Origin of the sequence: Pseudochrobactrum sp. sp1633, from assembly GCF_030376605.1 — a bacterium.
Lineage (GTDB): Bacteria > Pseudomonadota > Alphaproteobacteria > Rhizobiales > Rhizobiaceae > Pseudochrobactrum.
This window is the reverse complement of sequence record NZ_JARRAE010000003.1, coordinates 93,384-105,554: the sequence shown is the minus strand read 5'-3', so window position 1 is coordinate 105,554 and position 12,171 is coordinate 93,384. Positions and strand designations below refer to the sequence as shown.

Sequence of the window (12,171 nt, the reverse complement as noted above, 5' to 3'; positions counted from 1 at the left end):
CTCCTTAACCTGCAAGGCCGGTGAATTTGAGGAATGCAGCGGTTGCCACAACCATGAACAACGAGATCGGCAGGAATACTTTCCAGCCCAGACGCATCAGCTGGTCATAACGGTAGCGCGGTACAAATGCCTTCACCATCGCGAACATGAAGAAGCACAAGCAAAGCTTCAGCATGAACCAGACAATACCCGGCACCCATGCGAGGAACCATACATCCACGATTGGCAGCCAGCCGCCAAGGAAGAGAATGGTCATCAATGCGCACATCAGAGTGATGGCAACATATTCACCGAGGAAGAACAGCAGGAACGGTGTTGACGAGTATTCGATCATGTGACCGGCAACAAGTTCAGATTCCGCTTCAACCAGATCGAATGGCGGACGGTTGGTTTCAGCCAGTGCCGAGATGAAGAAGATCACGAACATCGGGAACAGCACGAGCCAGTTCCAGTCGAGGAACGAGTTCGGCAGACCCAGTGAAGTACCAAGACCTGTTGACTGGGACAGCACAATGTCGGTCAGGTTCAGGGAACCGGCAACCAACAGAACTGTTACAATCACAAAACCGATCGAAACTTCATAAGAAACCATCTGCGCTGCGGAGCGCAGAGCGCCGAGAAACGGATATTTCGAGTTTGAAGCCCAGCCACCCATAATCACGCCATAAACTTCAAGTGAAGATATAGCGAGAATATAAAGGATACCGACATTGATATTGGCAATTGCCCAGCCTTCACTGACCGGAATAACTGCCCATGTGGCCAGTGCCAGCAGTGCCGAAATAAACGGCGCCAGCAGGAACACGGCCTTGTTGGCACCCGATGGGATGATCGGCTCTTTGAATACGAATTTCAAAAGATCCGCAAAGGCCTGAAACAGTCCCCAAGGGCCGACAACGTTTGGTCCCCGACGCAACTGTACCGCAGCCCAAATCTTACGATCCGCATAAAGCAGATAGGCTACAACAATCAGCAATACGACGAGCAGAACGACTGACTTCAGCGCTATAATCAGCGCTGGTAAGACGTAAGCTGCAAAAATACCGTCCATTTTCCCGTCTCTCTCTTACAGCACTGCGTGGTTTTAAATCCACGCAAGGGCAAGCTGTAAACCTTATTATTTAGCAATATCAGCTCCTTAAACCCGAAAGCTTAAGGAGCTGTATGCATCAATGCTTATTCGGCTGCCTGCTGGAAGCCGCCCTTTGCCAGCGCAGAACATTCAGCCATAACAGCTGAAGCGCGGGCAATCGGGTTTGTCAGATAGAAATCTGTGACAGGCGAAGCAAATGCAACGCCCTTTACCGGAGCTGCTTTTGCACCGAGAGCTGCGATATCCGCAACATGACCGGCAGCCACTGCGTCAATCTGAGCCAGATGCGGATAGTCCGCATAAAGCGCTGCGCGCAGCTGAGACAGACTGTCAAACGGCAGTTTCGCACCCAGTACATCAGACAATGCACGCAGGATCGCCCAGTCTTCCTTGGCTTCACCAGGAGCAAAACCGGCACGGTTTGCCAGCTGTACGCGGCCTTCCGTGTTCACGTAAGTACCGGATTTTTCCGTATAGGTGGAACCTGGCAGGATCACATCAGCAGCGTGGGCACCGGCATCACCATGGGTGCCGATATAGACAACAAAGCTCGAACCTTTGTTGGACAGATCAAGTTCATCTGCACCGGCAAGGAACAGAACATCCATGTGGCCAGCCATGTCAGTTGCCTTAACGCCGCCCTCACCCGGCACAAAGCCGAGATCCAGAGCGCCGACGCGGGCAGCAGCAGTGTGCAGAACGCCGAAGCCGTTCCACTCATCGCTCACCGCACCAACGGCATTAGCCAAGGCAGCGGCCTGTGCCAGAACTGCGGCACCGGTTTCACCAATAAGTGCACCCTGACCGATCAGGATCAGCGGACGCTGTGCATTTTTCAGCACATCAAAGAACTTGTCTTTGCCGCTAGCTACCTGTGCCAGCGTGTCGGAACCCGCACCCAGATAGGTGTATTCATAGCGCTGGTCGCTCTGTTCGCCGATCAAAGCAATCGGGAAACCGCCCTGACGCTGACGCTTGCGGATACGTGTATTGAGTACCGAAGCTTCAAAACGCGGGTTGGCACCAATGATCAGCAGTGCATCAGCCTGTTCAATACCTTCAATCGTCGGATTGAAGATATAAGAAGCGCGGCCATTTGCAGGATCAAGTGCTGTACCATCCTGACGGGCGTCAATATTGACGGAACCGAGTTTGGTCATCAGGCTTTTCAGCGCATAAATTTCTTCGACATTGGCCAGATCACCAACAACCGCGCCGATTTTAGCAGCAGACGTTTTAGCAACAGCAGCTTTCACAGCGGCAAATGCTTCACCCCAGCTGGCAGCCTGAAGGCGACCATTGACGCGAACATAAGGGCGGTCAAGGCGCTGGGTGCGCAGACCATCCCAGATGAAGCGGGTCTTGTCGGAAATCCACTCTTCGTTCACCTGTTCGTTCAGACGCGGCATAATGCGCATCACTTCACGACCACGGGTATCAACGCGGATGTTTGAGCCAACCGCATCCATAACGTCGATGGATTCAGTTTTGTTCAGCTCCCAAGGACGAGCCTGAAACTCATAAGGCTTGGATGTCAGCGCGCCGACCGGGCACAGATCAATCACATTACCCTGAAGTTCAGAGGTCATTGCGCGTTCGAGATAGGTGGTAATTTCAGCATCTTCACCGCGACCTGTGAGGCCGAGTTCAGAAATACCGGCAACTTCCGTGGTGAAACGAACGCAGCGCGTGCAGTGAATGCAGCGTGTCATGGTCGTTTTAACCAGAGGGCCGATATATTTGTTTTCAACAGCACGCTTGTTTTCGCGGTAACGCGAACCATCAGTGCCGAAAGCCATTGCCTGATCCTGAAGATCGCACTCACCGGCCTGATCGCAGATCGGGCAATCCAGCGGATGGTTGATCAGCAGGAATTCCATCACGCCTTCGCGGGCCTTTTTGACCATAGGTGTGTTGGTGAAAACTTCTGGCAATTCGCCGTTCGGGCCCGGACGCAGATCGCGTACGCCCATAGCGCAGGATGCGGCCGGTTTTGGCGGTCCGCCTTTAACTTCAACCAGGCACATGCGGCAGTTGCCGGCAATGGAGAGGCGTTCGTGGAAGCAGAAACGCGGCACGGTAGCGCCAGCCTCTTCGGCTGCCTGAAGAAGCGTGTAGTGATCGGGTACTTCGATCTCGTTACCGTCAACTTTGATCTTTGCCATCGCTTGTCCAAACCTGCGGCACTTGCCGCATTATTTTAAACCCGCGGCATCAGCCGCATCATATTAAATCCGCGGCCAGGCCGCATAATCATTGTCGGGCAGACCGTTTCCGGCCTGCCCTGAAGCTTATTCCGCAGCTTCGAGCCGGATATTACGGCTCTGCACAGCATTGCGGGTATAATCATCAATACGCTTTTCAATTTCCGGACGGAAATTGCGGATCAGACCCTGAATAGGCCATGCAGCCGCATCACCAAGCGCACAGATCGTATGACCTTCAATCTGCTTGGTTACATCGAACAGCATGTCGATTTCGCGCTTCTGCGCGTTACCGGTCACCATGCGTTCCATGACGCGCCACATCCAGCCAGTCCCTTCACGGCAAGGCGTGCACTGACCGCAGCTTTCATGCTTGAAGAAGGCCGACAGACGGGCAATCGCTTTGATGATATCGGTCGACTTATCCATAACGATAAGACCACCGGTACCGAAAGACGACTTAACATCGCGCATACCGTCGAAGTCCATGATAGCGTCCATCATGTTTTCTGCGGTAACCACAGGACAGGATGCACCACCCGGAATGACAGCCAAAAGATTGTCCCAGCCGCCGCGGATACCGCCGGCATGCTTTTCAATCAGTTCACGGAACGGAATGCCCAGCGCTTCTTCCACTGTGCATGGTGTGTTCACATGACCGGAAATCTGGAACAGCTTGGTGCCCACATTGTTCGGACGGCCGATAGCCGAGAACCATGCGCCGCCGCGACGAAGAATCGTCGGAGCAACAGCAATCGATTCCACGTTGTTCACAGTGGTCGGGCAGCCATAAAGACCCATATTCGCAGGGAACGGAGGCTTCAGACGCGGCTGGCCTTTTTTGCCTTCAAGGCTTTCCAGCAGAGCAGTTTCTTCACCGCAAATATAAGCGCCTGCACCGTGGGAGACGAAAATGTCCATATCCCAGCCGCACTTGTTATTTTTGCCAAGCAGACCGGCATCATAGCATTCATCAATTGCCGCCTGCAGGGCTTCACGCTCACGCATGAATTCACCGCGGATATAGATGTAAGCTGTATTTGCACCCATTGCACAACCGGCAATCACGCAGCCTTCGATCAGCGTATGCGGATCGTGGCGCATGATATCACGGTCTTTACAGGTGCCCGGCTCGGATTCATCGGCATTAACGACGAGGTAATGCGGACGACCGTCGCTTTCCTTCGGCATGAAGGACCATTTCATGCCGGTCGGGAAGCCCGCGCCGCCGCGACCGCGAAGGCCGGAAGCCTTCATCTCATTGATGATCCAGTCACGGCCTTTTTCGACCAGACCACGGGTATTATCCCAGTGACCGCGCGACATAGCCCCTTTCAGGGACTTGTCTTTAAGGCCATAAATATTTGTAAAGATGCGATCTTTATCAGCCAGCATCAATCAGCCCTCCGCTTTCGGATTGCTTGTCGTCAAAGATGTCAGACCACCGATTGGCGCCGAGAAATCGCGATCGATCTGCGGGCCCGGCTTGATGGTGTCGCCCTTGCCTGCCGCAAACGCATCAATAATTTCTTCGAGGCGTTCAGGTGTCAGGTCTTCATAAGCATCTTTGAAGATCATGACCATCGGCGCATTGACGCAAGCGCCCTGACACTCAACTTCTTCCCATGACAGCGTGCCGTCAGTATTCGGCGTTAGCGGATCGTGATGAATTTTGTGCTTGCACACTTTCATCAGCTCTTCAGCACCGCGCAATGCGCACGGTGTTGTGCCGCAAACCTGAATATGGGCGCGTGTGCCAACCGGCTTCAGCTGGAACTGGGTATAGAATGTCGCCACTTCCAGAACGCGGATCAGCGGCATTTCCAGCATAGCAGCAATGTGCTCGATGGAAGCCTTGGTGACCCAGCCATCCTGTTCCTGCGCGCGCATCAGCAGCGGGATAACTGCTGATTGCTGGCGGCCTTCAGGGAATTTCTTAATCGTTTTCTCAGCCCATGCCTGATTTTCCGCATTAAAGGAAAAGCTGGCTGGCTGAACAGAATCATCTGCGAGACGACGGACGGACATCAGCGGTCTACCTCACCAAACACAATATCGAGCGAGCCAAGGATCGCGGAGACGTCGGCCAACATATGACCGCGACAAATGAAATCCATGGCCTGAAGATGAGCAAAACCCGGTGCACGCAATTTGCAGCGATACGGTTTATTGGTGCCATCGGACACCAGATAAACACCGAATTCACCCTTCGGCGCTTCAACGGAAGCATATACCTCGCCTTCCGGCACATGGTAACCTTCGGTGTAAAGCTTGAAATGATGGATGAGAGCTTCCATCGAGCGTTTCATTTCGCCACGTTTCGGCGGAACAATCTTGTTATCCATTGCGGAGACAGGGCCAACGCGCTCTTTACCAAGCAGCTGTTCACAGCACTGGCGCATAATCTCGGCGGACTGGCGCATTTCTTCCATACGGATCAGATAGCGGTCATAGCAGTCGCCGTTCTTACCGATAGGAATATCGAATTCCATCTCGGAATAGCACTCATATGGCTGGCTCTTACGCAGATCCCATGCCGCGCCCGAACCACGCACCATGACACCGGAGAAACCCCATGCCCATGCATCATCAAGGCTCACAACACCGATATCAACGTTACGCTGCTTGAAAATACGGTTGCCGGTGATCAGGTTATCGAGGTTGCTCAGTGTCGTTTTGAGGAACGGATCAATCCAGTTCGCAATATCCTGAATCAGTTGCTCAGGCAGATCCTGATGAACGCCACCCGGACGGAAATAGGCAGCATGCATACGGGCGCCGCAAGCACGCTCGTAGAACACCATCAGCTTTTCGCGCTCTTCAAAGCCCCAAAGCGGCGGTGTGAGTGCACCAACGTCCATAGCCTGTGTGGTCACGTTCAGAATATGGTTGAGAATACGACCAATTTCGGAGAACAACACACGGATCAGCTGACCGCGCTTTGGCACAGTGACGCCAAGCAGACGCTCAACAGCCAGCGCATAGGCATGTTCCTGATTCATCGGCGCCACGTAATCGAGGCGGTCGAGATAAGGAACAGCTTGCAGATAGGTCTTGGTTTCCATCAGCTTTTCGGTGCCGCGATGCAGCAGGCCGATATGCGGATCTACACGCGCCACCACTTCACCATCCAGCTCAAGCACCAGACGCAAAACGCCGTGCGCCGCCGGATGCTGCGGGCCGAAGTTGATATTAAAATTTCTTACTTGTGTCTCAGCCATTCTCGGCATCCTGTGTAGAGGCAAAAGCTGCCAGAAACTCTGCTTCCGTCATTTTGCGCGTATCATTGGCAAAAGCGTAACTATCAGGCTTACAATCGATATAGATCTCTGTCGTAAACCTGAACTGTGAAGGATTTTCAAAAGCCTGAACAGAAACAACATTATGGGAGCCGTCTTGCATACGCCACATCAGCGTAGAACCGCAGACTTTGCAGAAACCGCGCTCACCCCATGCGGATGAACCGTAAAAGCCGAGATCATCGCCCTTGGTGATTTCAAGGCTATCTCCGCAATCCACACACAGGAATACGCCGCCGGACCATCGGCGGCACATTGAGCAGTGGCAGGCGCCCATTTCGTCATTTACAGGCTTCGCCGAAAACTGCACTGAACCACAGAGGCAGCGACCTTCCAACTTAGCACCATCAGACATTTTTCAATCCTCACGTTTAACGTAGCAGATTAATTTACCTTGGCTTTCTCATCGCCCGGAAGCACATAGTCTGTCGCTTCCCACGGGGACAAGAAGTCAAAATTACGGAATTCCTGACGCAGCTCAACCGGCTCATAAACAACGCGCTTGACCTGATCATCGTAACGCACTTCAACAAAGCCGGTCAGCGGGAAATCCTTACGCAGCGGATGACCTTCGAAACCGTAATCTGTCAGAAGACGACGCAAATCCGGATGACCCGAGAACAAAATGCCGTACATATCGTAGGCTTCGCGCTCAAACCACAAAGCACCAGCATAAACGCCGGTGATTGACGGAACCGGTGTATCTTCATCTGTGATCACGCGAATGCGGATACGCAGATTAAGACGCGGTGACATCAACTGATAAACCACATCAAAGCGATTGGCGCGGCTCGGATAATCAACGCCGCTCAGATCAGTAAAATTGACGAACTGGCACTGCACATCATCCCGCAGGAATGTCAGAACAGAGATGATCTGATTTGCAGGAACAGTAATGCTCAGCTCACCGTAGCGCAGTGATACGCTGTCGATCTTATTGCCGAGGCTTTCTGTCAGATAGCCGGAGAGTTCATTGAGAGCTTCTTCTGTCATCATATCCCCCAATCAACGCTCAATCGTGCCGGTGCGGCGAATCTTCTTCTGCAGCATCAAAATGCCGTAGAGCAGCGCTTCAGCGGTCGGAGGGCAGCCTGGTACATAGATATCAACCGGTACAACACGGTCACAACCACGCACAACAGAATAGGAATAATGGTAATAACCACCACCATTCGCACATGATCCCATCGAGATCACATAGCGCGGCTCAGGCATCTGGTCATAAACCTTGCGCAGTGCCGGTGCCATTTTATTGGTCAGTGTACCTGCAACAATCATCACGTCGGACTGACGCGGTGATGCACGCGGCGCAATACCAAAGCGCTCGGCATCATAACGCGGCATGGAAATATGCATCATTTCCACAGCGCAGCAGGCCAGACCGAAGGTCATCCACATCAGCGAGCCGGTGCGCGCCCATGTGATCAGTGCATCAGCGGACGTAACAATAAAGCCCTTATCGGACAGTTCATTATTCAACTCACCGAAGAACGCATCATCCTGACCGATCAGCTTGCCGGTATTCGGATCAATAATGCCCTTAGGGCGGGGAGCAATCAGCGTGCCCCCACCCATCTGTGCATTTGGAGAAATTGTGTTTTGGCCAGAGGTCAATCCCATTCGAGGGCTCCCTTCTTCCACTCATAAATGAAGCCGATGGTGAGCACACCAAGGAAGACCATCATGGACCAGAAGCCAAACATACCGATTTCACCGAAGGACGCCGCCCACGGGAACAGGAATGCAACTTCAAGATCGAAGATGATGAAAAGAATGGACACCAGATAGAAGCGCACATCAAATTTCATGCGCGCGTCATCGAATGCGTTAAAACCGCACTCGTATGCAGAGAGTTTCTCTGGATCCGGCTGTCTGTACGCGACCAGGAATGGCGCTACCAGCAACGCAATTCCGATCACCATTGCCACGCCAATAAAAATGACGATCGGCAGATAGGAACTTAAAAGCTCGTTCATTACCCTATTTCCGGCTTCAAGATGTAAAGTTGTGCACTACATAAGCCATTTGACGGCTACAGCCATGTGACACATTGCACCTTACAATCAATCTCGCCCAAACAGCTTCAAATGGCGTGCCGTGCGAATACAGTGCTTTGTGTGGGGACGGTTATCGCAGTCAACCCGATTGCGCAAGCCTATAAAGAACATGTCAGCTATGCACTCACGTGGATATGATTAATAAAAGCCAACCTGTTAACAACTGTAGCACTTGAATTTTGCACAGACGCCAACAGTCATCACATATTTATATTACACAAATTTTCGTGAAAATCATCCGGCCCTGACTTGAAGACCAGGAGAATCCCCCTCTCTGGCAAAAACGAGTCGCACTCACCGCATGCGGCACACCACAAAAAATGCTTAATCTACCGATAAATCAGTCGCGTATTTTAAAACCTGTTATTTTTTTGATTTATTTTTATAGGAAATGCCAATGTACACACCACTTGGCGTCATTACGGGATTATTCACCCTGACCGCCGCACTTCTTTCCGCAACCACTGGGATATTCGCATATATTTTGCTGGACGGCAGCGGAGTACCGACAATTATCGAAATGATCTCCATCAGCTTCCTACTCATCAGCCTGATCTTGTTTGCTGCCATTCCATACAAACTAACAAAACCACTTCGACACGAAACCGAAGTCGATCTCACACCAATCAGAAGATATCTTGCAAGCGGCCTTATATTCCTGCTGACCGCCTTTGTAATTTATACTTCAGAGGCCGCCTATATAAAACGCATCAGCAACCCTGCCGTTAGAATTGAAAAGCAGGCAGCTAAGTCCACACCGGCACAAACGGCATTACTATATCTAAATGACAAAAGAGGATAATTGGCGGGGTGCGCCACTTTCTCAAACCATATTATAAAGAGAGAAAGTGGCGCGAGTGACGGGGCTCGAACCCGCGACCTCCGGCGTGACAGGCCGGCACTCTAACCAACTGAGCTACACCCGCGCAGTACTTCATCTGCTGAAGTGATTTGGTATGTACCCTGATTCATTTTTAAAATCAAAGGGTTTTCTTACAAATTTTACAAATAAATGAAGAAAATTTGCATTTAAAAACAAACGCTTAATTCGGTGTATAAAAGAGAAATATAAAGCAGGCGGGGTGCGCCACTTTCTCATAAACTGTATTTTGTAAGAAGAGAAAGTGGCGCGAGTGACGGGGCTCGAACCCGCGACCTCCGGCGTGACAGGCCGGCACTCTAACCAACTGAGCTACACCCGCGCAGTATTTTCAGAGATTATCTGAAAGCCTTAAGCTATTCGCTTGAGGCACCGTGACGTTTCCGTTCGGTATGGGCGCTGTCTAATGTGTTCACTATGAACTGTCAAGCGAGCTTTTGAAAGTTTTTCACCGAAAAAGTCACAAAGATGCCGAAAGCCGCAATATTGCACTTTATATATAAGGCGACCTAAAAAGAGGCAAAAACTTATACACACCCCTCCCCCTCACTTCCGGACTTAAGCATCTGAATTCAAAGAATCATATGAATTTGCCATTTGGTCAGAAGATGAAATGAGGCTGCGATTTGCCGGAAGATAAAATTATTGCATATTTCTGTTTTATTTTGATTTTTGCTCTTGCGCTTACCGGAAGAATTCCTTAAACGGGCCTCACAGCCGCTTCAAGCGAGCGGGCGATTAGCTCAGTTGGTAGAGCGCTTCGTTTACACCGAAGATGTCGGGAGTTCGAGTCTCTCATCGCCCACCATTCATTCTCTGAGAAATCAGTTTGATGAATGATTATTATAAATATGTCGTGCTCATATTTATAATAAGAATATAAGTCAGCACATCCGCTTTTAGCGAGCGGGCGATTAGCTCAGTTGGTAGAGCGCTTCGTTTACACCGAAGATGTCGGGAGTTCGAGTCTCTCATCGCCCACCATTCCCCTTCTCATAATCAATCATATCAGTGACAGAGCAAGCTTATCTCTCACCACCATTGCTGTGCGCCCGAATCTTTCGACGCCGCTCTGCAGCTATTTCATAATATTCGAAAAGAATCGCCTGCCCGCTTCGCAGTCTTTTGTAAAGAAAAGAATCTGCCAAGAAACAGCAAAGATTCCGCCCCAAAAGCGCTCATATCTTATATGCTGCGTGTAAGAATCAAGACGCGTGGCGGCAACCCTTCTGCCAGCCCTATATTCGTCTTTTGGGTACTTCTCCCCACATTCCTTTCCGCCTGTGTATAGCGGGCAAAATTTCCCGCTTCCGCCCCTGATGGACACCATAGGTATTGACGAAAAATTCATAACATATACCATATATAGTATCTTGAGCGAATATTCGATTCTGCAATCTGCGGCTTCAGAATAGCGTTCAAAACGACTTTATCAGGTACAGAGAATGCGGAAATTCACTATGTAATCCGGATTTTTTGTGCCGAAATTTTTGCCGGTTTTTCGGGATTTTTCCTTTCCGGCGAAGAATCGGAGCTTGTTGTCAAATATAAGCTCCGGGAATGTTGAAGACGGAAGAAATGTGATGCGCAACACCGGTACAGACTACAGTACCAAGGGGGCACAGATCGCATTTCAGCAAGGCTGCAGGAATCAAGATATGCGCACGGTCAGAGCTGCTTTTCAAATATTCGGATACAAACAGGCCTTGTTGTCTGTTTCTCAGAATATTGAGTCAGCAGATTTTGCACCACGGGCATCCGGGTCGGACTTATCTGCCTTAAAAACAGATCTTCGCCCTATGGCTTTATACGACCATTCCTGAATGCGTATCCGGCTCAGGTGTCTTTCCGAGCCAGAACAGTCCAGCCTCTCTCGCCGTCCGTTCCCACATTATCAGTTTAAGCAAGTACAGCATGCGTTTTGCGGATTAACCGCAGTTTTGTGCAGCAGTTTCGAAGGCGCGATACCGCGCCTGAAATATCCTCGCCCCTGCGATCTCAAAGGTGGCGGAACCACAAAGTTCGAGTTTATCGCATACGGCACCCAATATGCCGGCAAAGACTGCAGGGAAGCGTCGCATAACTGGTTCTTTGAGGGTGAAAAGCTCCTAAGAACAACGAATGCCGCATCAGGAGATGCAAAGAGTACCGCGCTGTCAGGCGCAAAATAACAAAGTGCCGTCAGGTGCAGAATAAAAAAGCACCGTCAGGTGCAAAGCCGATGAAGCCCCGCAAGGGGAAACGTAGCCCCCGCTACAATGCCCGCCGAGCATTCTGAAACGAATAACCGACAGGCATATAACGCATATAAGCTCTGAAATATCAGGGCGATCAAGAAACGAGGAATCCGATGTCCATTACTGTTTACAGCAAGCCAGCCTGCGTTCAGTGCACAGCCACCTACCGCGCTCTGGAACGTCAGGGAATCGATTTCAACATCATTGATATTTCGGCAGATTCTGAAGGTTTTGATACCGTAAAGGCTCTCGGCTATATGCAGGTACCAGTCGTTGTGGCCGGTGATACGCATTGGGCAGGCTTCCGCCCTGATATGATCAGCGCATTGTCATAAGCAGTCCGGCCTGTTTGGGCCGGATTGTTATAAGCGGATCTATGATTTGCTCTGCCCGTTTTCAGT

General features: G+C 50.9%; 12 protein-coding genes and 4 tRNA genes. 5 read left to right on the top strand and 11 right to left on the bottom strand.

The features are described from left to right. Positions 1–4: 4 nt before the first annotated feature. From nuoH to P8H26_RS04380, 9 genes are all read right to left on the bottom strand, one after another. The gene (gene nuoH / locus P8H26_RS04420; protein ID WP_289631657.1) at positions 5–1,051 is read right to left on the bottom strand and encodes an NADH-quinone oxidoreductase subunit NuoH; all 1,047 of its coding nucleotides are present in this window, start codon (positions 1,049–1,051) and stop codon (positions 5–7) included. Between the two features lie 125 nt (positions 1,052–1,176). Next, positions 1,177–3,258, bottom strand: coding sequence for an NADH-quinone oxidoreductase subunit NuoG (gene nuoG / locus P8H26_RS04415; protein ID WP_289631656.1), 2,082 nt, complete (start codon positions 3,256–3,258; stop codon positions 1,177–1,179). 126 nt (positions 3,259–3,384) lie between these two features. Further along, the gene (nuoF, locus tag P8H26_RS04410; RefSeq protein WP_289631655.1) at positions 3,385–4,692 is read right to left on the bottom strand and encodes an NADH-quinone oxidoreductase subunit NuoF; all 1,308 of its coding nucleotides are present in this window, start codon (positions 4,690–4,692) and stop codon (positions 3,385–3,387) included. Between the two features lie 3 nt (positions 4,693–4,695). After that, positions 4,696–5,325 (bottom strand): NADH-quinone oxidoreductase subunit NuoE, encoded by a 630-nt coding sequence (nuoE, locus tag P8H26_RS04405; RefSeq protein WP_308446650.1) that lies wholly within the window; start codon positions 5,323–5,325, stop codon positions 4,696–4,698. Next, positions 5,325–6,518, bottom strand: a complete 1,194-nt coding sequence (locus P8H26_RS04400) for an NADH-quinone oxidoreductase subunit D (protein ID WP_289631654.1) — start codon at positions 6,516–6,518, stop codon at positions 5,325–5,327. The genes nuoE and P8H26_RS04400 overlap by 1 nt, the downstream gene beginning before the upstream one ends. After that, positions 6,511–6,951 carry a GFA family protein gene (locus tag P8H26_RS04395; RefSeq protein ID WP_289631653.1) on the bottom strand — a complete coding sequence of 147 codons (441 nt, stop codon included), beginning with the start codon at positions 6,949–6,951 and terminating at the stop codon, positions 6,511–6,513. The genes P8H26_RS04400 and P8H26_RS04395 overlap by 8 nt, the downstream gene beginning before the upstream one ends. Before the next feature lie 29 nt (positions 6,952–6,980). Further along, complete coding sequence (locus P8H26_RS04390; RefSeq protein WP_289631845.1) at positions 6,981–7,589, bottom strand: NADH-quinone oxidoreductase subunit C; 609 nt, start codon at positions 7,587–7,589, stop codon at positions 6,981–6,983. Between the two features lie 12 nt (positions 7,590–7,601). Then, the gene (locus P8H26_RS04385; RefSeq protein ID WP_033316155.1) at positions 7,602–8,171 is read right to left on the bottom strand and encodes an NADH-quinone oxidoreductase subunit B family protein; all 570 of its coding nucleotides are present in this window, start codon (positions 8,169–8,171) and stop codon (positions 7,602–7,604) included. Between the two features lie 35 nt (positions 8,172–8,206). After that, on the bottom strand, positions 8,207–8,572 hold the full coding sequence (locus P8H26_RS04380; RefSeq protein ID WP_289631652.1) for an NADH-quinone oxidoreductase subunit A: 366 nt from the start codon (positions 8,570–8,572) through the stop codon (positions 8,207–8,209). Between the two features lie 478 nt (positions 8,573–9,050). Between P8H26_RS04380 and P8H26_RS04375 the strand changes: the two genes are divergently transcribed. Continuing rightward, positions 9,051–9,455, top strand: a complete 405-nt coding sequence (locus P8H26_RS04375; RefSeq protein WP_289631651.1) for a hypothetical protein — start codon at positions 9,051–9,053, stop codon at positions 9,453–9,455. A 47-nt stretch (positions 9,456–9,502) separates the two neighbouring features. Here the strand turns inward: P8H26_RS04375 and P8H26_RS04370 are convergent. Both P8H26_RS04370 and P8H26_RS04365 read right to left on the bottom strand, forming a co-directional pair. Beyond that, positions 9,503–9,579: transfer RNA gene (locus tag P8H26_RS04370), tRNA-Asp, on the bottom strand. 199 nt (positions 9,580–9,778) lie between these two features. Then, positions 9,779–9,855, bottom strand: a tRNA-Asp gene (locus P8H26_RS04365). A 410-nt stretch (positions 9,856–10,265) separates the two neighbouring features. Between P8H26_RS04365 and P8H26_RS04360 the strand changes: the two genes are divergently transcribed. From P8H26_RS04360 to nrdH, 4 genes are all read left to right on the top strand, one after another. Next, positions 10,266–10,341, top strand: a tRNA-Val gene (locus P8H26_RS04360). Between the two features lie 100 nt (positions 10,342–10,441). Further along, positions 10,442–10,517, top strand: a tRNA-Val gene (locus tag P8H26_RS04355). Positions 10,518–11,011: 494 nt separating this feature from the next. Next, positions 11,012–11,356, top strand: a complete 345-nt coding sequence (locus tag P8H26_RS04350; RefSeq protein ID WP_289631650.1) for a hypothetical protein — start codon at positions 11,012–11,014, stop codon at positions 11,354–11,356. 527 nt (positions 11,357–11,883) lie between these two features. Next, a complete protein-coding gene (nrdH, locus tag P8H26_RS04345) occupies positions 11,884–12,105 on the top strand; it encodes a glutaredoxin-like protein NrdH (RefSeq protein WP_289631649.1) in 222 nt (73 codons plus the stop codon). Positions 12,106–12,171: the final 66 nt, after the last annotated feature.